Here is a 22,801-nt window from a genome sequence, read left to right as displayed (position 1 = left end):
TGATATGACCTGTTATGAATCTATCGTTTTATTTATGAATAAATGGATTGGTATTTTAGCAAGATGTGCTAATAAACTACTCCACCATGATGATAGCGTGCCCAAAATGTGGTGCGTATATTTTCGTGGTGGAGTTTTTTTATTCTCAAAAAGGGGGAAAGACCATGAATGACAACATGGTTCATATTACAATTGACGGAAAAAAGTATACAGCGGAGCCTGGTTCAACGATATTGGGTGTTATTAATGAGAACGGGATTGAACATCCGCAAATTTGTTACGTGCCGGAAGTAGATCCTATTCAAACATGTGACACTTGTATTGTAGAAGTTGACGGAAAGTTAATGCGTTCTTGTTCGACGATAGCAACGGAAGGTATGAACGTTGAGCGTGCTTCTGTTCGCGCAAAAGAAGCACAAACAGAGGCGATGGATCGGTTACTAGAAAATCATTTATTATACTGTACAGTATGTGACAACAACAATGGGAACTGTAAACTGCATAATACAGCAGAATTAATGGAAATTGAACATCAAAAATATCCTTATGAACCGAAAGTAGATGTAAGTGAAGTTGATATGACGCATCCGTTTTATCGCTATGACCCTAATCAATGTATTGCATGCGGTCAATGCGTTGAGGTGTGTCAAAACTTACAAGTAAATGAAACGTTATCGATAGACTGGGAAGCGGAACGCCCACGAGTTATTTGGGATGAAGGAGTAAATATTAATGATTCTTCATGCGTTAGCTGTGGTCAATGTGTAACGATTTGCCCTTGTAACGCTTTAATGGAGAAAACGATGCTCGGTGAAGCTGGATTTATGACGGGATTAAAACCAGATATTCTTGAACCGATGGTAGATTTAATTAAAGAAGTTGAGCCTGGATATAGCGGTATTTTTGCGGTATCAGAAGTGGAAGCGGCCATGCGTGATACTCGTACGAAGAAAACGAAAACAGTATGTACATTTTGTGGTGTAGGTTGTTCGTTTGAAGTGTGGACGAAGGGGCGTAAAATCCTTAAAGTACAGCCATCTTCAGATGCACCAGTTAACGCAATTTCCACTTGTGTAAAAGGGAAATTTGGTTGGGATTTCGTAAATTCTAAAGAACGAATTACAAAACCTTTAATTCGTAAAAATGGAACGTTTGTTGAATCTACATGGGAAGAAGCACTGAATGTAGTTGCAAATAAATTAGGTACTATTAAAGAAGAGTACGGTAAAGGTTCTATCGGATTTATTTCTTCATCTAAAATTACAAATGAAGATAATTATGTAATTCAAAAATTAGCTCGACAAGTATTTGGAACGAATAATATTGATAACTGCTCACGTTATTGCCAATCACCAGCAACGGATGGTTTGTTCCGTACAATTGGTATGGGCGGTGATGCAGGAACGATTAAAGATATTGCGCAATCTGGTCTTGTTATTATTGTAGGATGTAATCCGACAGAAGGTCATCCTGTTTTAGCTACACGTATTAAACGTGCACATAAATTACACGGACAAAAGTTAATTGTAGCTGATCTTCGTAAAACAGAAATGGCAGAGCGATCAGATGTCTTTATTAGTCCAAAACAAGGAACAGATCAAGTTTGGTTAATGGCTGTTACAAAATATATGATTGATCGAGGTTGGCATGATCAGGAATTTATTAATGAGAATGTAAACTTCTTTGAAGATTTCAAAGAAAGTCTAGAAGAATATACACTTGCATATGCAGAAGAAGTAACAGGTATTTCAAAAGAAACACTTATTCAAATGGCTGAAATGATTCGTGATGCAGATGGTACATGTATCCTTTGGGGTATGGGGGTAACGCAAAATACAGGTGGTTCTGATACTTCCGCTGCAATTTCAAACTTACTTCTTGCAACAGGGAACTATCGTCGTCCAGGAGCAGGTGCATACCCACTTCGAGGTCACAATAACGTACAAGGTGCTTGTGATATGGGTACTTTACCAGGATGGCTTCCAGGATATCAGCACGTTACTAACGAAATGGAACGTGCGAAATTTGAAACTGCTTACGGAGTGAAAATTGATAGTGAACCAGGTCTTAATAATATTGAAATGCTTCACGCAATTGACGAAGGAAAAATGAAAGCAATGTATCTTGTCGGAGAAGATATGGCTCTTGTAGATTCTAATGCAAATCATGTACATGAAGTGTTGTCGAGTCTTGATTTCTTCGTTGTGCAAGATGTTTTCCTTTCTAAAACTGCTCAATATGCAGATGTTGTATTACCAGCAGCGCCATCTCTTGAGAAAGAAGGTACTTTCACAAATACAGAGCGCCGTGTCCAAAGATTATATCAAGTTCTTCCTACGCTAGGAGATGCGAAACCAGACTGGTGGATCGTCCAGGAGGTTGCGAATAAACTAGGGGCAAACTGGAATTATAGCCACCCAAGTGAAATCTTTGCTGAAATGGCAAGTTTATCACCATTGTTCTCGCAAGCAAACTATGAAGTGCTTGAAGGATGGAACAGTTTCCATTGGGGAAGTTTTGATGGAACGAATACACCACTTCTGTTCCAAGATGGATTTAACTTCCCAGATAAAAAAGCTCGTTTTGCGATTGCTGACTGGGTACGTCCAGCTGAATTTCCAGCTGAGTTCGACCTTCACATTAACAACGGTCGTATGCTTGAGCATTTCCATGAAGGGAATATGACAAATAAATCAACAGGTATTCAAACGAAAGTACCTGGTGTTTTCGTTGAAATCTCTCCAGACCTTGCAAAAGAACGTGGCGTAAAAACAGGTTCGTTAGTTCGTCTTGTCTCTCCTTTTGGAGCATTAAAATTACGTGCACTCGTTACAGATCGTGTAAAAGCGAATGAGTTATATTTACCGATGAACTCTACAGATAACGAAACGGCAATTAATTTCTTAACAGGTCCTGCTGTGGATGTACGTACGAATACACCTGCGTATAAACAAACGAAAGTGCGTATGGAAGTGTTAGAAGTTGATGGCGAAAATCCGATGCCAAAAGCGAACCCACGCAATAAAAAACGTCACCCTCAAGCTGGAATTGAGGTACATCGTAAGTGGGCACGTACAGGGTATGTGCATTTAACGGATAAGTAGGAGGAGAAAACTATGGCTGCACCTATAAAAATGATTCAAAAACAAGAATTAACTGAGGAAGAAATAAAACAGCAAAAATTAGATGATTTAAAGGAGCTTTTAACAAATAATGAAGAAGCTCTAAATCAGATGTTTAATATAGTAGGGGAATTAAATGACATTGGAATGCTAGAAGCTGCAAATTCTATGCTGAAAGCGAAAGAACCAATTGCAAAGATTGTTCTAGGTCAAGTAACTCGTGAGCCTGTTACAAATTTAATTAATAATATGATGGGTGCTGCAGGTGCGTTAACTGAACTTGACCCAGAACTTACGAAAAAGCTTATAGGTAGTTTATTAGTCGGGCTAGAAGAAGGTAATGAACATCTAGAAAGTAATAAAAAAGTAGGGGTATTCGATCTTATGAAAGTATTGAAAGACCCAGATATTAACCGTGCTATCGGGTTTGGACTTCATTTCTTAAAAGGTATGGGGAAAGGGTTAAAAGACGAATAAACTTCATGAAGTGAACCTTTCCGCCTAAATATTTGTACGAAATAGTTTGGGCGGAAAGCTCATTTTGGTAAAATATATAATAAAGTAAAATGAGGCTTTTGGGAGGTATGATTGTATGTCAAAAAAAGTACATGAATTTAATGATATGATACGAAAACTTCGAAAAGAACTTTTCGGAAAAGGACCAGAACGAATTCATACTGTTTTTGCAGAAAATATGGCTATAGCGACTCTTTATGGAAACTTAACACCTACTGAAAAATTTATTTCAAGTACGATGGACGGTGCGGAAATGGTTCATATGGCTAGAACGAAAATGATTCAAGAAGTGTATGCTGCGAATTCCCGTGAACATTTGGAAGAACTTGTAGGTGCGAAATTAGTAAATTTATTTTCAGATATGAAAGTAGAGGAAGATATTGCAGTTTCGGTATTTGTTTTTGATAAAAATATAACGTGAGAGAAGGATACTGATCGTGAAACCGATACAGGTAGAAAGAGAAATCTTTCGTTATGAACAAGGGGTGTTTAAGCATATAGAGGACAGCATTGTAACAGAGTTTCCTGTCACCATTAAAATGAACGGACAGGAGTTTGTTACAATGGTTAGTACTCCAGAATATATAGAAGATATGGTAATAGGATTCTTAGCGTCTGAAGGAATCATTCGGAAGTATGAAGATATTGATAGCATATGGGTGCAGGAGAAAGAAGGATTTGTACATGTAACAACGACAAAAGTAAATCCGTATTATGAGCAAATGCAAAATAAACGATATATTACGTCTTGTTGTGGTATGAGTAGGCAAGGGTTTGTTTTTGCCAATGATGCACTAAGTGCAAAAAAAATGCAGGGTGTCCATGTACAGGTTGCGGCAGAGGATTGTTTTCGGTTAATGAAAGAAATGCAGCAATCTGCGGATACGTTTCATCATACTGGCGGGGTTCATAATGCAGCTTTATGTGATGTGAATGGTATTATTTTAAGCCGAATGGATATTGGTAGGCATAATGCACTAGACAAAATTTACGGTTATTGTTTAAGAAACGATATTTCTATAAAAGATAAAATCATTGTTTTTAGTGGTCGTATTTCTTCGGAAATATTATTGAAAGTTGCAAAAATCGGTTGTGAAATTATACTATCAAAATCAGCTCCAACTGAGTTAGCTTTGCAACTAGCGGAAGATTTAGGTATTACGACAATAGGATTTATTCGTAATCACTCCTTAAATGTATATACGCATCCAGAACGTGTTTTAAATATAAAATAAAAGTGAGGCAATGAAGATGAAATCAGTTACATTAGACAAGTTGCAACGCCCGTTAAAGGATTTACGTATTTCAGTTACTGATCGCTGTAATTTTCGTTGTCGGTATTGTATGCCAGAAGAAATATTTGGTCCTGATTACTCGTTTTTGTCTAATGATAAAATTTTATCTTTTGATGAGATTGAAAGGATAACACGTATTTTTGTTTCTTTAGGTGTAAGAAAGTTACGAATTACGGGCGGAGAACCGTTACTTCGAAGAGGTCTTCCGCAGCTTATTGAGCGCCTTAATAAAATAGATGGTGTGGAGGATATCGGTTTAACAACAAATGGATCGTTACTTAAAAAGTTTGCTCCTGATTTATATAAGGCGGGACTATCACGTGTAACAGTTAGCTTAGATTCCTTGGAAGAAGATCGGTTTTTCTATTTAAATGGTAATAGGAGCAAAGTGCAAAGGGTTCTGGAAGGAATACAGGCTGCTGCTGAAGTTGGTATGAAAATTAAAATAAATATGGTCGTTCAAAAAGGGAAAAATGAACAAGATATTTTGCAGATGGCGCAATACTTTAAAGAAAATAAGCATATTCTTCGGTTTATTGAGTATATGGATGTTGGGAATTATAATGGCTGGGAGTTAGGTGAAGTTATTTCCAAACAAGAAATAGTAGATACGATTCATCAAGTTATGCCGTTAGAACGGATAGAAGCAAATTATTCTGGTGAAGTGGCTACTAGGTATCGTTATATAGGAAGCGATGAGGAAATAGGTATTATTTCATCAGTAACAGATTCTTTTTGCTCATCATGTACGAGAGCTCGTATTTCTGCAGAAGGAAAATTATATACTTGCTTATTTGCTTCTAAAGGAAATGATTTAAGAGAATTGCTTCGTTCTGAACATACAGATGAGGACATTACAGATGTAGTACGCGATATATGGAATAATAGGGAAGATCGTTATTCAGATGAACGCTTAAATCATACAAATAAGAAAACAATACCTAAAATTGAAATGTCACATATCGGTGGTTAATATATAAAGCTAGCTTCATAGTGAAAAATGGAAAATTTACAAGAGTTGTGGATTTTCTATTTTATAGTAAAAGTGATGATTGATATCTCTGTAAAAGATGTGCAGAGAAATTAAGCAGCATTCAAAAACCTTTATTTTGAGGAGGTTTTTTGAAGCTACTTTTTTATTTGGAGAAAATGGAGGAATGGGTAATGGCATTTCATAAGCCGGAACAAATTGCTGAGCTTGTCATTGAGGCCGGTGTTCAAAAAGTAAGACAGACATTGCCAGCGATGCTTATTCTCGGTTTTTTAGGAGGAGCGTTTATTGCGATAGGTTTTTTACTTAACATTCGAGTTTTAGGGAATTTACCTGAGCGCTGGGGAAGTCTAGTGAATGTTTTAGGAGGAGCAGTATTTCCTGTTGGACTCATGCTCGTAGTATTAGCAGGAGGAGAATTAATTACGGGAAATATGATGTCACTGTCTATGGCGCTTTATGCAAAGAAAATTACATTGATAAGTGTACTGAATAACTGGGTTTGGATTACTCTCATGAATTTTATTGGGGCAATTTTCGTTGCGTATTGCTTTGGGCATCTTGGCGGATTAACAGAGGGAGAGTATTTAAATAAAACGGTAGCGATAGCGGAAGGGAAGTTACATGAATCATTTGGGAGAACTTTAATTTTAGCAATTGGTTGTAATTGGCTCGTTTGTCTTGCTCTTTGGCTCGCTTACGGGACGAGTGATTTTGTCGGAAAAATCATCGGAATTTGGATTCCAATTATGGCATTTGTAGTGATTGGATTTCAGCAAGTAGTAGCAAATATGTTTGTCATTTCCGCTGTTATTTTTGCTGGTCATCTAACGTGGATGGATTTGGCTAAAAATTTTGTTCCTGTTTTTATCGGAAATGTAATTGGAGGAGCTGGGTTTGTTGGTTTTGCTTACTTTGCTTGTTATCAGAAACAACATTCTAATATGAAATAGAGTTCTTGAGAGGAAGGGTATGTAATGGCTGATCGGTATTCACGACAACAATTGTTCAAACCAATTGGGAGTAAAGGACAAGAAAAAATTCGAAATAAACATGTGTTAATTGTAGGGGCAGGCGCATTAGGAAGTGCAAGTGCCGAAAGTTTCGTACGTGCAGGTGTTGGCAAGTTGACGATTATTGATCGTGACTACGTTGAATGGAGTAATTTACAAAGGCAACAATTGTACTCTGAACAAGATGCAAGAGAGAAAATGCCGAAAGCAATTGCTGCAAAAAATCGGTTAGAACAAATTAATTCGGAAGTACAAATACATGCTTTCGTAATGGATGCAACTTCAGAAAATATGGAAGGTCTATTAAAAAATGTAGATGTAATCATTGATGCAACAGATAATTTTGATATTCGATTTGTAATAAATGATTTATCACAAAAACATAATATTCCTTGGGTATATGGTTCTTGCGTTGGATCGTATGGTATGAGTTATACAATTATTCCGCAAGAGACACCGTGTTTACATTGTATGCTGAAAAATATTCCTGTTATAGGTGTGACATGTGATACCGCTGGAATTATTAGCCCGACTGTTCAAATCGTCGCAGCATATCAAGTGGCAGAAGCACTCAAAATTTTAGTGGAAGATTTCTCAGCAATTAGAAAAACATTTTTCATGTTTGATATATGGAGTAATCAAAATCATTTTATAAAATTAGGGGAAATAAAAACAGACACTTGTCTCTCATGCGGTTTGAATCGAACTTATCCTTATTTATCATACGAAAATCAAAAGAAAGCAGCTGTTTTATGCGGAAGAAATACAGTTCAAATTAGAACAGTAGACAATAGGAAATACAATTTTGATGATATAGAAAAAGTATTACAAAAACTGGGGAAAGTAGATCGGAATCCGTATTTACTATCTTGCCAATTCGATGATTACCGCGTGGTTGTTTTTCGAGATGGTCGTGTTTTTATTCATGGTACAAATGATATTTCGAAAGCGAAACAACTATATTATCGCGTATTCGGTTAATAGAGAGGGTGTCAACAATGGAAAGAAGAGTGCCAATTACGGTTGAAGAAGCTGTTCGTAAAGTGATGGGATTTGCTGATAAAGGCTTAAAGGAGCTATTACCAATTGAATTAGCTTATGGACGTATATTAGCGGAGGATTTAGTAGCTGACCATGATGTACCGTCATTTAATCGTTCGCCGTATGACGGATTTGCTATTCGAGCAGAAGATACTAATTTAGCAAGTTATGAAACGCCAATTGTATTTGAAGTAGTGGGTGAAATTGGTGCAGGATCGCTATTCCATGAGAAAGTAGGTCCGTTTCAAGCAGTTCGAATTATGACGGGAGCACAAATTCCGAATGGGTGTGATGCGGTTGTTATGTTAGAGCTGACTCGTCAATATGAGAAGAATGGCAACAATTATATGGAAGTGAAGCGATCATTCAAAAAGGACGACAATATTTCTTTTCAAGGTGAAGATGCTCGTAAAGGAACGGTTCTTGCAAAGAAAGGATCGTACATTAATCCAGGTATTTCAGCTCTTCTTGCTACATTCGGTTATAGTGAAGTGCCAGTTGCGAGAAAGCCTGTAATTGGACTGTTAGCGACTGGGAGTGAATTGCTTGATGTCGATGATTCATTACAGCCAGGGAAAATTCGAAACAGTAATACGTATATGATATTGTCTCAAATTCGAAGAGCGGGCGGAAGAGTAAAATATTTTGGAAAGTTTAGTGATGATTTTAATACGTGTTTTACAGTTGTCAAAGAAACGCTTGGGCAAGTAGATATGTTAATTACAACGGGCGGTGTATCAGTAGGAGATTATGATTATTTACCAGCTATTTACGAAAAGTTAGGTGCATCTGTTCTCTTTAATAAAGTTGCAATGCGACCAGGAAGTGTTACGACTGTAGCACAATTAAATGGCAAGTTATTATTTGGTTTATCAGGAAATCCATCAGCTTGTTACGTAGGATTTGAATTATTCGTAAGACCGTGTATTCGGACGTATATGTTTAGTGAAAAAGTACATTTAAAAAGAGAAAAAGCGTTATTAGGAGAAGATTTTCTAAAACCGAATCCATTTACAAGATTTGTACGAGCAAAATTGCAATATGATGAGGGGAAATTAATCGCTTATCCATCAGGGTTTGATAAATCTAGCTCAGTTTCTTCATTGGCAGAATCAAACGCGTTTATCGTATTGCCGGGCGGGACAAGAGGATATAAAAAAGATATGTTTATTGATGTTCTTTTATTAGAAGATAACGAAGGTAGTGAATGGCCTTGGACATTTCATAAAGTGAGAGGTGGTTTTAATGGGACAAGTGCTATTTGAGATTGTAGATAATCCGATTTTAGTTGAAGAAGTAACGAATAAAGTCGCAAGAAGGGAAGCAGGTGCGATTACAACATTTATTGGTACAGTGAGAGAATTAACAAAAGGAAAACGAACGCTACATTTAGAGTATGAAGCATATAAACCGATGGCAGTAAAACAACTTATGAGAATTGGTGAAGAGATTAGTGAAAGATGGCCGGATGCAAAAGTAGCAATTACGCACCGTGTAGGGCGGCTAGAAATAAAGGATATTGCGGTAGTCATTGCAGTTTCATCACCGCATCGTAAAGTAGCTTATGAAGCGAATGAGTACGCGATTGAACGTATAAAACGAATTGTTCCAATTTGGAAAAAAGAATTTTGGGAAGATGGAACGATGTGGATTGGAGATCAACTTGAAAATACACCATATCCAGAAGGAAAACCAAAGAAGGAAGAATGAGAAAATGATTACAATTTTATTGTTTGCAAATTTGCGTGAGGAAGTTGGATTGGATCAATTAATAATTTCAGAAAAACAAGAAATGACTGTTGGGCAATTAAAAGAATGGTTGAAAGATAGTTATCATTTGCAATCCTTGGATACAGTAATGGTTGCAATTAATGAAGAGTTTGTAACGAATGAAGAGATGATAAAAGCTGGAGATATAGCCGCATTAATCCCGCCCGTTAGCGGAGGGTAATAAGCTTTTTCACCAGATGAAGCGCCAAGAAGATGTTGTATATAAATTAGAATAAGAGAAGGGATGAGTTCTATGCTTACTCAAGAACAAATAATAAATGCATTAAAACATGTAGAGGATCCAGAGTTACACAAAAGTGTTGTAGAATTAAATATGGTTAGAAATGTACAAATGAACGGAACAGAGGTTAAACTTGAAGTAGTACTAACAATCCAAGGTTGTCCGTTAAAAGCAAAAATTCAACAAGATATTGAAGAATCACTTCACGCAATTGGTGCCTCTAAAGTGGATATAACATTTGGTTCTATGACGCAAGAAGAACGTGCAGCTTTAACAGAGAATTTAAAGAAAAATACTAGAACAGAAACTGGTATGCCGAGCATGCTTCGCCTTGATTCGGGAGTACGGTTTATTACTGTAACGAGCGGAAAAGGCGGAGTTGGAAAATCAACGGTGACAATTAATCTTGCAACTGCACTAGCTCGTATGGGCAAAAAAGTGGGGATATTAGATGCAGATATATATGGTTTTAGTATTCCAGCTATGATGGAAACGAATAAGAAACCAACGATGATTGATCAAACGGCAATTCCAGTCATTAGTCACGGTGTTAAAATCATGTCGATGGGATTTTTTACAGAAGGAAATAACCCAGTTATGTGGCGCGGACCGATGCTAAATAAATGGATTCAAAATTTCCTTGCGAATACGCACTGGGGAGAATTAGATTATTTATTACTTGATTTACCACCAGGTACAGGAGATGTTGCGATTGATGTTGCAGCGATGATTCCGCAAGCGAAAGAAATAATTGTTACAACTCCGCACAATGTAGCTTCATTCGTTGCTTCAAGAGTCGGTGTAATGGCAAAACATACGAAGCATGAGATTTTAGGTATTGTAGAAAATATGGCTTATTATGAAGAACAAGATGGATCGAAAAATTATCTGTTCGGAAAAGGCGGCGGCGAAATGCTTGCAGAACAATTGCAAACAGAAGTAATTGCCAAGATACCTTTTGCAAAACGTGAAGAAAATAGCGGTTCATCTGTATATGATGAAGATTCTCTTGTTGGAGAAGTGTTTACATCGTTAGCTGAGGATATTATTTATAGAGGATAGAGGGGGAAGTTTAGTATGGCGTGTAACATTGATCATTCTATTGAAGATGTGATGAATAAGCTCGAAAGTCAAAAGAATTCTTTACCTGAAGGGATCTTTAAAGAGTTAAAGAGTTTTTTACAAGGTAATCATTCGCAGAAATTATTAAATGATATTTTTCACCTTCTAAAAAAGTATGATTTAGTCAGTGAGGAAGAACGAGAGACGAGAAACGCACAATTATTGCACATTTTGAATTAAGTACTCTTTGGCTTTAGAATTTTTTCAGAAGGGGTGAATGTGATGGATATGAAAAAGATGATTGAAACGCTAGAAGTAACTAGAGTGACTGACGAGGAATTATCGATTTCGAATTTACATCCAAAGCTTGTGAAGTTGTATAGTCAAAAAGATAGTACAGAGTATACGAAGCTATTAAAATATATTTTATCATTATCCGTGCAGTTGAAGCTGAATCTCGTATTGAAATATTTTGGTGTGCGTCCGATTGTTGCTGCAGACGATCGTATGCAATTTCAAGAGATATTTAAATGCTTAGCTAAGAAAGATGATAATGGGGAATGGTTTCTAAATTTGGTTTCTTTATATGTAGGGCTAATTGTAGTTCTTCATTTTGAGGAGAAAGTGATTGAGAGCAGTTTTTTTGATGATATGGTAGTGGGTGAATGTAATGAAATATAAGATTCTGCTCATAACATTTTTCTATTTAAATGCTTTAATTGCGATTTTAGTTGGTTTTGTAAATATGAAGGTAACTAATTAAGAAAAAGGAATGAAACTAGTTTGATAAAAAGAGTTCTTCAGTTGTTTCCGGCGTTTTTTCGTGTTACCATTAAGCGAATTTTTCATAAGGAGAGAAAGCGATGAAATGGATTTATTTTCTTATTATTAACGTTATAGCTTTTAGCCTTATGGGGCTTGATAAACGAAAAGCAAAGAAGAAACAGTGGAGAACGCCAGAAAGTACGTTGTTTTTATCAGCGGCAGCTGGGGGAGCAGTTGGAGCTTGGATCGGTATGTATATGTTTCATCATAAAACTCATAAAAAGAAATTTGTTTTCGGCATACCGTTACTTGTTGTAATAACGGTATGTTTATTATTCGTTGTATGAGAAATGTCGAAAGAAATGCAGATTGATTATTGGTAAAGTGAGCATGTGAGACCGTATAATGGAGAAAAAATGAGAAGAGGAGAAAAAGGAAGATGGGGAGTCAATCAGCAGAGCAAAAAAAAGGGATACTATATGCGGCTGGTGCTTATACGATGTGGGGAATTCTACCGATTTATTGGAAATGGGTTGAGGAAGTTCCAGCAGATGAAATATTAGCACACCGCATCGTTTGGGCGTTTGTTTTTATGTTACTTGTATTAGGTGTTACGAAGAGGTTTCGCCAGTTTATTGGGGAATTTGTGAATCTTTTTAAACGACCTAAATTATTAATGTCATTAACAATAGCTTCAGTCTTGATTAGCGGAAACTGGTTTGTTTACATATGGGCCGTTAATCATAATCATGTTATTGAAGCGAGTCTTGGCTATTATATTAATCCGCTTATTAGTATTTTACTTGGTACAGTCGTTTTAAAGGAAAAGTTAAACTTTTGGCAATATGTTGCAGTTGGTTTAGCAGGAGTAGGGGTTGTCATTTTAACAGTACGTTTCGGATCTATTCCGTGGGTTTCTCTTTCACTTGCCTTTTCATTTGGATTGTACGGATTAACGAAAAAACTGTTAAATTATGATGCTACAATTGGACTTACGATGGAAACGATGTTAGTGACGCCGTTTGCGATCATTTATCTTGTTATGACAGGAGCACATGGTTTCGGCTCATTTGGATCTATTTCAATGTTATCAACGTTACTTTTAATAGGAGCAGGTATTGTAACGGCATTACCACTATTTTATTTTGCAAAAGGAGCACAACTTATTCCGCTTTATATGGTGGGATTTTTACAATATATTGCGCCAACAATTAGCTTAATTTTAGGTGTATTTGTATTTGGTGAACATTTCACATCTACACATATGATTGCATTTTTCTGTATATGGGTTGCTTTATTTGTATTCTCGGTAGCGAAGACAAAGTTTTTAGTGCAGAAACAACCGAAATTTATAAAAAATAAATCAGCAAAAGTATCATAATGCGTAGTATTTTCTACGCATTTTTCTTTATACTTATATTATATAGAATTTCCATTATAGTCAGTAAGGAGCTGAGAACATGGAAACAATTTTACATAATGATCCGCTTATGGCAGCTGTAATTTCATGGTTTTTAGCACAATTAACGAAAGTAGTCTTTAAATTAGTTAAAATGGGTGAATTTGATTTTGCAAAGTTTTTTGCTTCAGGTGGGATGCCAAGTTCTCATGCTTCAACTGTTACAGCGCTTGCTACAGGAGTTGGAGTAGTGGAAGGTGTGGAAAGCTCGATGTTTGCGGTTGCTGCTATTTTTGCCATTATTGTTATGTATGATGCTTCAGGAGTAAGGCTTGCAGTAAGTAAACAAGCAAAAATATTGAATGACTTTTTTCACGGTAGAGAAACAGAATATAAGAAGTTAAATGAACTTGTTGGGCATACACCGTATGAAGTAGTAGTTGGTGCTTTATTAGGGATTATTGTCGGAGTAGGATATTGTTTATGAGCAGAACATGTTATATGTTCTGCTTTTCTTTGTTTTCATACATATTCAGCTACCTTTTTGAATATCGTTATACGGATTTCGAAAGGGTGGGTGAGTAACTTGTTATTATATGAAAAAGTGCATGAAGAAATAGCGAGAAGAACAACTGCACTTCAAACGATGCAACGGCAAGATGGTACGTGGCGGTTTTGTTTTGAAGGAGCGCCACTAACAGATTGTCATATGATTTTTTTATTAAAATTATTAGGTAGAGATAAAGAGATAGAACCGTTTGTAAAAAGATTAGCATCACTTCAAACAAATGAAGGAACATGGAAATTGTATGAAGATGAAGTGGGTGGTAATTTATCTGCTACAATCCAATCTTATGCTGCCTTACTTGCATCGGAAAAATATACAAAAGAAGATGCGAATATGAAGCGAGCGGAAATGTTTATAAATGAGCGTGGGGGGGTAGCGCGTGCTCATTTTATGACGAAGTTTTTATTAGCGATTCATGGAGAATATGAATATCCTTCTCTCTTTCATTTGCCAACACCAATTATGTTTCTGCAGAATGATTCCCCTCTCAGTATATTTGAATTGAGTAGCTCAGCACGTATTCATTTAATTCCGATGATGTTGTGTTTAAATAAAAGATTTCGAGTAGGGAAAAAGTTATTGCCAAATTTAAATCACATTGCAGGCGGGGGCGGAGAATGGTTTCGGGAGGACCGATCTCCGGTTTTTCAAACACTATTAAGTGACGTGAAGAAAATTATAACGTATCCTCTTTCTTTGCATCATAAAGGATATGAGGAAGTAGAACGTTTTATGAAAGAGCGTATTGATGAAAATGGAACATTATATAGTTACGCAACTGCCTCGTTTTATATGATTTATGCTTTACTTGCATTAGGACATTCTATTCAATCACCAATTATTCAGAAGGCTATAACGGGAATCACATCTTATATATGGAAGATGGAGAGAGGGGGCCATTTGCAAAACTCTCCGTCAACTGTATGGGATACAGCTTTACTCAGTTATGCTTTGCAAGAAGCTCAAGTTCCGAAAGCAAGTAAAGTGATTCAAAATGCATCAGCGTATTTACTAAGAAAACAGCAAACGAAGAAAGTAGATTGGCGTGTACATGCACCGGATATATCCCCAGGTGGTTGGGGGTTTTCGGATGTGAATACGACGATTCCAGATATTGATGATACAACTGCTGTGTTAAGAGCATTGGCGCGAAGTAGAGGGAACGAAAATGTAGATAATGCTTGGAAGAGAGCGGTTAATTGGGTTAAAGGATTGCAAAATAATGATGGTGGTTGGGGGGCTTTTGAAAAAGGAGTAACGAGCCGTATATTAGCAAATTTACCAATCGAAAATGCAAGTGATATGATTACAGATCCTTCTACACCAGATATTACAGGAAGAGTGCTAGAGTTTTTCGGGACATATACGCAAAATGAATTGCCCGAGAAACAAAAACAAAGTGCGATAAATTGGTTAATGAATGTACAAGAGGAAAATGGATCATGGTATGGGAAATGGGGAATTTGTTATATATATGGTACGTGGGCAGTGTTGACTGGTTTACGGTCACTAGGAATACCATCTAGCGATTCATCATTGAAACGAGCAGTTTTATGGCTTGAACATATACAGCATGAAGATGGTGGCTGGGGAGAATCTTGCCAAAGTAGTGTGGAAAAAAGATTCGTTACTTTGCCATTTAGTACACCATCCCAAACAGCATGGGCTTTAGATGCCCTCATTTCTTACTATGATAAAGAAACGCCAGTCATTCGAAAAGGTATTTCATATTTGCTCTCCAACCCTTATGCAAATGAAAAATATCCTACTGGAACAGGTTTACCAGGTGGATTTTATATTCGTTATCATAGTTATGCTCATATATATCCGTTGCTTACTTTGGCTCATTATGCAAAAAAATATAGAAAATAAACCGAGAGATGTCTCTCGGTTTATTTTGTTGGGTAGTAGGTCCCTTTTGAAAAGAATAAGGTTGTGATGTACCTTATTTTTCGGTTGATTGGCGTTTTTGACGTGCATCAGCGGCATTTGCACGTGCGTTTGCTTCTAAGTCATTGTGGTCAGCGAGTTCGCGAGAGAACTCAACGTCAATGCCATCAGTTGCTTTACTTTGTTTGAAATTCTTTTTGTTCATTCGACACAATCTCCTTACACTTTATCCTGCATAACGGGTAGTAAAATTCCCACCTCAAAATTCAGATGGAACAAAGAAGCTAGGTGGGAGATTAACTGCCCGTAAATGCCCGATTGGTTCAACTAATAATCAGTGGGGATGAACAAACTTCCCACTGATTAAAGTTTCACTTTATGCGACGTTGCAAAGTTAGTTTGACACAAATAGACTTTTTTATACAAAGAGGAATTGGAAAGCAAGGAGCCGAAATATACAGTATAAGTAATAGAAATGAGGGATAGGGATGGAGTTTTTAAATGGGAAAACAGCTGTTGTAACAGGAGCTGCACAGGGAATTGGAAAAGAGATTGCAAGGGTTTATGCAAAACTAGGGGCGAAAGTATTAATTAGCGATGTAAATGAAGAGAATCTACAAAAAACGACACGTGAGTTATCAGATGAAGGATATGAAGTGTGCTCATATCGATGTGATGTGAGTAATCAAAATGAAGCAAAGTCGTTAATTGAATATGCGGTTCAAAAATTTGGTACATTACATATTTTGGTGAATAATGCTGGAATTACAAGAGACGCAATGTTACATAAAATGGAGAAGTCTGCTTGGGAACAAGTATTACAAGTGAACTTAACTGGAGTTTTTTATTGTATGCAACCAGCGCTTCTTTACATGAGACAACAAGGGTATGGACGCATTATTAATATATCTTCAATTAGTAGAGAAGGAAATATAGGTCAAGCAAATTATGCGGCTACAAAGGCAGGAGTTGTCGGTTTAACGAAAACAGCAGCGAAAGAAGTTGGAAGCTTCGGTATTACTTGTAATGCGATTTGTCCGGGGTTTATGGATACAGATATGACAAAAACGATACCAGATAAAGTGAAAGAAAAGATGGTTGGTGCTATTCCAGTTGGTAGAATTGGAACGCCAGAAGATATTGCGAACGCGGCAGCCTTTTTAGCATCAGAATACGCATCTTATATTACAGGTGCAGTATTAAATGTGAGCGGAGGATTGCAAGTTTAAAGGAATACATAATGAAAAGAACCTGACCAGGTAGGTCAGGTTCTTTTCATTAATTTAAGTTAAGCCAAACGCTCTTTACTTCTGTATAGTTATTTAATGCGTAAGATCCCATTTCACGGCCAAGACCAGATTGTTTAAATCCTCCAAATGGAGATGCTGCATCAAAGACGTTATAACAGTTTACCCATACTGTACCTGCACGTACTTTACTTGCAACATAGTGTGCTGTTTTAACATTTTCTGTCCACACACCAGCCGCTAAGCCGAATTGTGATTTATTTGCACGTTCAATTACTTCATCAATATCGTTAAACGGTATTGCAGAAATAACTGGACCGAAAATCTCTTCTTTTGCGATCGTCATTTCATCATTTACGTCAGCGAATACTGTAGGAGAAACGAAGTAGCCTTGATCGAATGGATTACTTCCTCCGCAAAGTACTTCAGCGCCTTCTTCAATCCCTTTTTCAATGTAGCCCATTACACGTTTTTGTTGTTCTTCAGAAACGAGAGGACCAATTGTTGTTTCAGGGTTAAGACCGACACCTTGATTTAGTTTTTTAGAATAGAGGACGAGATCAGCCATGACATTATCATACATTTTCTTCGGAACAAATAAGCGTGACCCAGCAGAGCATACTTGTCCTTGGTTAAACATAACACCAGAAAGTGCACCAGGAATCGCGCGAGATAAATCAGCATCTGGCAAGATGATATTTGGTGATTTACCGCCTAACTCAAGTGTAACGCGTTTTAATGATTCGGATGCTTGTCGCATAATTTGTTTACCGACAGGAGTAGAACCGGTAAATGCAATCTTATCAACGAGTGGATGATTAACGAGAGCTTGTCCAGCTGATTCACCGAATCCAGGTACGATATTAATAACACCTTTTGGGAATCCAGCTTCTTCAATTAATTCAGCTAAGTATAGAGCAGATAGTGGAGTTTGTTCTGCAGGTTTTAAAACGATTGTACATCCTGTAGCAAGCGCTGCTCCCATTTTCCACATTGCCATAAGAAGCGGGAAGTTCCAAGGGATAATTTGACCAACGACACCAACAGCTTCATGGCGTGTATAGTTAAAGTAATCACCGGAAACAGGAATTGTTTGACCAACGATTTTCGTAGCCCATCCAGCGTAATAGCGCATATGCTCAATTGCAAGTGGTATGTCTGCTGCCATTGTTTCACGGATTGGCTTTCCGTTATCTAATGTTTCGAGCTGTGCAAGCTCTTCTTTATGTTCTTCCATTAAATCAGCTAACTTGTACATGAGACGGCTTCGCTCAGCAGTGCTCATACGAGACCAAGGACCTTCGTCAAAAGCCATGCGAGCTGCGACTACAGCTTTATGAATATCTTCGCGACCAGCTTCAGAAACGACGGCAAGTGTTTCACCAGTTGCTGGGTTAGGTGTTTTAAATGTTTTACCGGAAGCGCTTTCAATGAAAGATCCATTCACATATAACTTTTTTGTACCTTGAAGAAACTTTTCTACCTTTTCATGAAGATTTACAGCTAGTTGACTCATTGTATAACCCCCTTGAAAATATAATGTAAACGCAGTACGAGACGGCGCTTATTCCGAAATCAAGGATGTGGAAACTAGATGGAAAGCCTCTAATTAAAATCATAATTAATAAATACTGAAAATTCAAATTTCATTTGTGTTACAATTGTAAAAAATATGTAATGTAAGAAAAGCTTCTATATAATTATAAAAAATCCTGCTTGTTTTTGCTTTCTAGTAGGAAAAACTAGAAGAACAATGGTACAATAATACATCGTGAGAGGAGGGGGAAAAATGAAAGATTATCATGATGATCCACGGTTTCGAATAGCCCATAGAGAAGCGTTAATTGGTCTTGGACTTGCTATTATTAATTTTATAATATGGTACGGATTCGCTTATGGGCTTGGTAGTAAAAATCCGAGTGAATATACATATGTATTAGGTTTTCCCGCATGGTTTTTTTATAGCTGTATCGTTGGATTTATCGTTATGGTTATTTTACTTAGTTTAGTTGTTCGTTTTGTATTTCAAGATATTTCACTCGATGAGGAAGAAAAAAGTGAGGAATAATAGATGAATTGGTATGTAATCATTCCAATGATAATTTCGTTTATCGTTGTATTTTTAATTGGTGTATATGCTTCAAGACGCGTGCAAGCAACTGCTCATAATAAATTTTTACAAGAATATTTTCTTGGTGGGCGTGAGCTAGGTGGTTTATTATTAGCGATGACAATGATTGCTACGTACGGTAGTGCAAGTAGCTTTATTGGTGGTCCGGGTATTGCTTACAATATGGGGCTTGGATGGGTACTGTTATCTGCGATTCAAGTTGTAACAGGATATATCGTTTTAACGGTTATCGGTAAAAAGTTTGCAATTATCGCTAGGAAGATGGAAGCAATTACTCTTATCGATTATTTAAAAGGGAGATACAATAATAAAGCAGTTGTTATACTCTCTGCGTTATGTATTATTATCTTTTTATTTTCGGCGACAGTAGCCCAGTGGGTCGGCGGTGGACGATTAATCGAGTCACTAACGGGTCTATCGTATACAACAGCACTATTTTTATTTACTTTTTCTGTACTTGTGTACGTATTAATTGGTGGATTTCGTGCAGTCGCGCTATCAGATACATTATTAGGAATCATTATGTTAGTTGGAACGACAATCATTTTAATTGCTACTGTCATTGCTGGTGGTGGAATTGAAAAGATTATGCAGGAACTTGTTCAAATTAATCCGAATTTAATTACACCATTCGGCGCAGATGGCAGTTTAACGAAATCATATGTTACATCATTTTGGATTTTAATTGGAATTGGCGTTGTAGGTTTACCGCAAATTAGCGTGCGTGCCATGTCTTATAAAAATTCAAAAGCTATGCACCAAGCTTTAATAATTGGAACAGTTGTCGTTGGTACAATTATGATCGGTATGCATTTAACAGGTGTATTTGCAAGAGTAGTACTTCCAGGTATAACGGTACCAGATAAAGTAATGCCGCTACTCGCGATGGAAGTGTTGCCACCTTGGTTAGCTGGAGTTTTCTTAGCTGCACCAATGGCGGCGATTATGTCTACAGTAAACTCTTTATTATTACTTGTAAGCTCGTCAATTATTAAAGATATATACGTAAATTACATAAATAAAGATGCAGCAGACAGTACGATAAAAAAAGGAAGTTTGTGGATTACTGGTATTGTAGGACTACTCGTTTATGCAGCGGCGATTAAACCACCAGACTTTTTAATATGGTTAAATTTATTTTCTTTCGGTGGATTAGAAGCAGCATTCATTTGGCCAATCGTATTAGGGTTATATTGGAGAAAAGGAAATGCTACAGGAGCGCTTGCTTCCATTTTCGTTGGAGTAGGTTCATATATGGGTATTCATCTTTTCTATCCAAATCCGTTCGGTATACATACAGTTGTCTTCCCAATTTGTTTTGCATTTATCGCTTATGTTATTGGAAGTATGAGTGCTGTAAAAAAAACAGTATAGGTTAGCTGAAAAACGTAGTCCTTATAAGACTGCGTTTTTTCGTATGAATTTGTTCTTTTTTATTCTGTATATCCACGTTTATTCATAAGTTAATAACAACTGAGGAGATGGAGTTGAGGTCGATGAAAAAAGTGTTATTTTTAGGAGACCCAGGAATTGATGACTCTTTAGCGATTATGTATGGATTGTTGCATCCTGATATTGATATTGTTGGGGTAGTAACGGGATATGGAAATGTAACACAAGAAAAGGCGACAAGTAATGCCGCATATTTATTGCAAATGGCAGGACGGGAAGATATACCTGTTATTAATGGTGCCAAAATTCCTTTATCCGGAGATGTTACAACGTATTATCCAGAAATTCATGGGGCAGACGGTTTAGGACCAATTAAACCTCCAAAAACTTTTTCGCCAAATATAAAACCTTTTTGTGCATTTTTTGATCTTCTTGAAAAATATAAAGGAGAATTAATAATAGTCGATGCTGGTAGATCAACAACACTAGCGACAGCATTTATTTTAGAAAAGCCGATGATGAAGTATGTGAAAGAATATTATATAATGGGCGGTGCTTTCTTGATGCCTGGCAATGTAACACCAGTCGCAGAGGCGAATTTTCATGGTGATCCGATTGCGTCGCAATTAGTCATGCAAAATGCCAAAAATGTGACATTAGTGCCACTTAACGTTACATCGGAAGCAATTATTACGCCGGAAATGGTAAAATATATTACGAAACACTCTAAAACGAGTTTTAATAAGTTAATCGAGCCGATATTTACGTATTATTATAGAGCTTATAGAAAGTTAAATCCGAAAATAAAAGGAAGTCCAGTACATGACGTCGTTACAATGATGGTTGCGGCAAATCCATCCCTTTTAGACTATGTATATCGTCGTGTCGATGTAGATACAGCTGGAATTGCAAAAGGAGAGAGTATTGCTGATTTTCGGCCTCAACCTGATGCAAAAGCATTAAAAAATTGGGTGCGAATTGGTTGGTCGTTGCATTATAAAAAGTTTCTTGAGGATTTTGTGAAATTTATGACGTAGACATAATAGGAGCATACAAGTTAAAATAATGGAGATGGTTATTTAAATGACCATCTCCATTATTTTGTTTTTAAATGATAAATAGAGAAGAGTTACACAATAGGAGAGGAATTTTACTTGAAAAAAACTATAGTATGCGCAGTAATTGTGGGTATTTTTGTTTTGCTAATATCGGGTAACTTTTTAGTGAAAAAAGTGTGGAGTTCAAATAATGATGATGCACAGTATATTGCATCTTTTATTGAAGAACATAAAGATGAAAAAAATAGTGCGCTTCTAGTAAAGAGAAATGATAAAGTTGTTTATTCTGTAAACCCAAATGTTGTATTGCCAGTTGCTAGTACGATGAAATTAATTGTGGCGCTTGAATATACGAAACAAGTTACTGAAGGGAAAATTGATTCGTCTAGTTTCGTGTCGATTAATGATGTAAATCGCTATTATGTGCCAAATACAGATGGTGGTGCACAAGATAGATGGCAAAAGTATTTGGAGAAGACGGGCAAGATAACTGAAGGAGCGGTTTCTTTAGAAGAAGTGGCAAAAGGAATGGTTAAGTTTAGTTCGAATGCAAATGCTGAATACTTAATGGAATTGTTAGGATTAGATAACATTAATCGAAACTTACAAAGTTTATCACTTCCTGCACATCAACCACTATTTCCAATCGTTTCATCTTTGTATATCCCGGGATATTTGCATAAAGAATTACATGTTCCAAAATATAAAATAGAGAAAAAGTTAAAAGAAATGTCTCAAGAGCAATATCGTGAATATGCGATGATTATTCATGAACGCTTAAAGAAGAAGGGACCATTATTACAGAAGGAAATTCCGCTTTATTTAGAGGAACGTTACGACAAAATTTGGTCAGATAGATTACCAGCAGCTTCGGCAAATGATTATATGGTATTACTTCAAAAGGCAAACCATAAAGGTGGTTTGACAGAAGCTGAAGAAAAAGTGTGGGCAAATATCGTTGAAACAGACATGAGTGCCAAGAAATACCGTAAAACATTTAGACATGCTGGGCAAAAGAATGGTTACACACCATGGACGGTTACAAAAGCGGTTTACGCTATGGATAAACGTGGAAACTGTACAGAAATTGTGTTTTTGGCGAACAATTTAAATGAAGACGATAGTGCAGAAATACGGAAACATTTAGCAAACTTACATTTCCAAGTGTTGCAAAGTGATAAGTATGATGCGACTTTTATTAAATAAACTCGGTGCAGAGAGCACCGAGTTTATTTTTATCCCGCTTTAATGGGCAGTAAGACCCCCACCTCAAAATTCAGCGAAAGCAAAGAAGTTAGGT

The 22,801-nt window shown here is 36.8% G+C and carries 24 protein-coding genes; 22 read left to right on the top strand and 2 right to left on the bottom strand.

Annotated elements, in window-relative coordinates:
- The first annotated feature begins 164 nt into the window (after window positions 1-164).
- From fdhF to RT27_RS13290, 17 genes are all read left to right on the top strand, one after another.
- Window positions 165-3,104 carry a formate dehydrogenase subunit alpha gene (fdhF, locus tag RT27_RS13370; protein WP_000999403.1) on the top strand — a complete coding sequence of 980 codons (2,940 nt, stop codon included), beginning with the start codon at window positions 165-167 and terminating at the stop codon, window positions 3,102-3,104.
- A gap of 12 nt (window positions 3,105-3,116) precedes the next feature.
- Window positions 3,117-3,599, top strand: a complete 483-nt coding sequence (locus RT27_RS13365; protein WP_000729897.1) for a DUF1641 domain-containing protein — start codon at window positions 3,117-3,119, stop codon at window positions 3,597-3,599.
- 115 nt (window positions 3,600-3,714) lie between these two features.
- Window positions 3,715-4,059: a DUF2294 domain-containing protein gene (locus RT27_RS13360; protein ID WP_000039582.1), complete on the top strand. Its 345-nt coding sequence runs from the start codon at window positions 3,715-3,717 to the stop codon at window positions 4,057-4,059.
- Between the two features lie 16 nt (window positions 4,060-4,075).
- Window positions 4,076-4,873, top strand: a complete 798-nt coding sequence (fdhD, locus tag RT27_RS13355) for a formate dehydrogenase accessory sulfurtransferase FdhD (RefSeq protein ID WP_043936413.1) — start codon at window positions 4,076-4,078, stop codon at window positions 4,871-4,873.
- A 16-nt stretch (window positions 4,874-4,889) separates the two neighbouring features.
- On the top strand, window positions 4,890-5,906 hold the full coding sequence (gene moaA, locus RT27_RS13350) for a GTP 3',8-cyclase MoaA (protein ID WP_043936412.1): 1,017 nt from the start codon (window positions 4,890-4,892) through the stop codon (window positions 5,904-5,906).
- 191 nt (window positions 5,907-6,097) lie between these two features.
- The gene (locus RT27_RS13345) at window positions 6,098-6,877 is read left to right on the top strand and encodes a formate/nitrite transporter family protein (protein WP_000863998.1); all 780 of its coding nucleotides are present in this window, start codon (window positions 6,098-6,100) and stop codon (window positions 6,875-6,877) included.
- A 24-nt stretch (window positions 6,878-6,901) separates the two neighbouring features.
- A complete protein-coding gene (locus RT27_RS13340; protein WP_029443006.1) occupies window positions 6,902-7,918 on the top strand; it encodes a molybdopterin-synthase adenylyltransferase MoeB in 1,017 nt (338 codons plus the stop codon).
- A 17-nt stretch (window positions 7,919-7,935) separates the two neighbouring features.
- The gene (gene glp, locus RT27_RS13335) at window positions 7,936-9,243 is read left to right on the top strand and encodes a gephyrin-like molybdotransferase Glp (RefSeq protein ID WP_043936411.1); all 1,308 of its coding nucleotides are present in this window, start codon (window positions 7,936-7,938) and stop codon (window positions 9,241-9,243) included.
- Window positions 9,224-9,688, top strand: coding sequence for a molybdopterin synthase catalytic subunit MoaE (gene moaE, locus RT27_RS13330; protein WP_029443004.1), 465 nt, complete (start codon window positions 9,224-9,226; stop codon window positions 9,686-9,688). Before glp ends, moaE begins: the two co-directional genes overlap by 20 nt.
- Before the next feature lie 4 nt (window positions 9,689-9,692).
- Window positions 9,693-9,929, top strand: coding sequence for a molybdopterin converting factor subunit 1 (gene moaD / locus RT27_RS13325; RefSeq protein WP_029443003.1), 237 nt, complete (start codon window positions 9,693-9,695; stop codon window positions 9,927-9,929).
- 72 nt (window positions 9,930-10,001) lie between these two features.
- Window positions 10,002-11,051 carry a P-loop NTPase gene (locus RT27_RS13320; RefSeq protein WP_029443002.1) on the top strand — a complete coding sequence of 350 codons (1,050 nt, stop codon included), beginning with the start codon at window positions 10,002-10,004 and terminating at the stop codon, window positions 11,049-11,051.
- 15 nt (window positions 11,052-11,066) lie between these two features.
- Window positions 11,067-11,291, top strand: coding sequence for a hypothetical protein (locus RT27_RS13315; protein ID WP_000752378.1), 225 nt, complete (start codon window positions 11,067-11,069; stop codon window positions 11,289-11,291).
- 42 nt (window positions 11,292-11,333) lie between these two features.
- Entirely contained in the window at window positions 11,334-11,732 is a 399-nt protein-coding gene (locus tag RT27_RS13310) for a hypothetical protein (protein WP_043936410.1), read from the top strand.
- 182 nt (window positions 11,733-11,914) lie between these two features.
- On the top strand, window positions 11,915-12,163 hold the full coding sequence (locus RT27_RS13305; protein WP_000871349.1) for a DUF1294 domain-containing protein: 249 nt from the start codon (window positions 11,915-11,917) through the stop codon (window positions 12,161-12,163).
- Window positions 12,164-12,255: 92 nt separating this feature from the next.
- On the top strand, window positions 12,256-13,197 hold the full coding sequence (rarD, locus tag RT27_RS13300; RefSeq protein ID WP_000535541.1) for an EamA family transporter RarD: 942 nt from the start codon (window positions 12,256-12,258) through the stop codon (window positions 13,195-13,197).
- Between the two features lie 79 nt (window positions 13,198-13,276).
- Entirely contained in the window at window positions 13,277-13,702 is a 426-nt protein-coding gene (locus RT27_RS13295; RefSeq protein WP_016080711.1) for a divergent PAP2 family protein, read from the top strand.
- Window positions 13,703-13,801: 99 nt separating this feature from the next.
- Window positions 13,802-15,655: a prenyltransferase/squalene oxidase repeat-containing protein gene (locus RT27_RS13290; RefSeq protein WP_029443001.1), complete on the top strand. Its 1,854-nt coding sequence runs from the start codon at window positions 13,802-13,804 to the stop codon at window positions 15,653-15,655.
- 73 nt (window positions 15,656-15,728) lie between these two features.
- Here RT27_RS13290 and RT27_RS13285 read toward each other — a convergent pair whose 3' ends face one another.
- The gene (locus tag RT27_RS13285; protein ID WP_001035815.1) at window positions 15,729-15,878 is read right to left on the bottom strand and encodes a YfhD family protein; all 150 of its coding nucleotides are present in this window, start codon (window positions 15,876-15,878) and stop codon (window positions 15,729-15,731) included.
- Between the two features lie 283 nt (window positions 15,879-16,161).
- Here RT27_RS13285 and fabG point away from each other — a divergent pair, with 283 nt between their 5' ends.
- Window positions 16,162-16,902 (top strand): 3-oxoacyl-ACP reductase FabG, encoded by a 741-nt coding sequence (gene fabG / locus RT27_RS13280; RefSeq protein ID WP_043936409.1) that lies wholly within the window; start codon window positions 16,162-16,164, stop codon window positions 16,900-16,902.
- Window positions 16,903-16,951: 49 nt separating this feature from the next.
- On the opposite strand, the gene dhaS is transcribed toward fabG, so the two are convergent.
- Entirely contained in the window at window positions 16,952-18,436 is a 1,485-nt protein-coding gene (dhaS, locus tag RT27_RS13275; RefSeq protein WP_000080279.1) for an aldehyde dehydrogenase DhaS, read from the bottom strand.
- 273 nt (window positions 18,437-18,709) lie between these two features.
- Here dhaS and RT27_RS13270 point away from each other — a divergent pair, with 273 nt between their 5' ends.
- From RT27_RS13270 to RT27_RS13255, 4 genes are all read left to right on the top strand, one after another.
- Window positions 18,710-18,988 (top strand): YhdT family protein, encoded by a 279-nt coding sequence (locus tag RT27_RS13270; protein WP_000656244.1) that lies wholly within the window; start codon window positions 18,710-18,712, stop codon window positions 18,986-18,988.
- A 3-nt stretch (window positions 18,989-18,991) separates the two neighbouring features.
- Window positions 18,992-20,425, top strand: coding sequence for a sodium/pantothenate symporter (panF, locus tag RT27_RS13265; RefSeq protein WP_029443000.1), 1,434 nt, complete (start codon window positions 18,992-18,994; stop codon window positions 20,423-20,425).
- Window positions 20,426-20,547: 122 nt separating this feature from the next.
- Window positions 20,548-21,480 (top strand): nucleoside hydrolase, encoded by a 933-nt coding sequence (locus RT27_RS13260; RefSeq protein WP_029442999.1) that lies wholly within the window; start codon window positions 20,548-20,550, stop codon window positions 21,478-21,480.
- Between the two features lie 117 nt (window positions 21,481-21,597).
- Window positions 21,598-22,707 (top strand): serine hydrolase, encoded by a 1,110-nt coding sequence (locus tag RT27_RS13255; RefSeq protein WP_000751366.1) that lies wholly within the window; start codon window positions 21,598-21,600, stop codon window positions 22,705-22,707.
- The last annotated feature ends 94 nt before the right edge of the window (window positions 22,708-22,801 follow it).

This window comes from Bacillus sp. L_1B0_5 (assembly GCF_000836715.1).
GTDB lineage: Bacteria > Bacillota > Bacilli > Bacillales > Bacillaceae_G > Bacillus_A > Bacillus_A thuringiensis_S.
The sequence above is the reverse complement of the archived record's forward strand: the minus strand, read 5'-3'. Positions and strand labels throughout refer to the sequence as shown.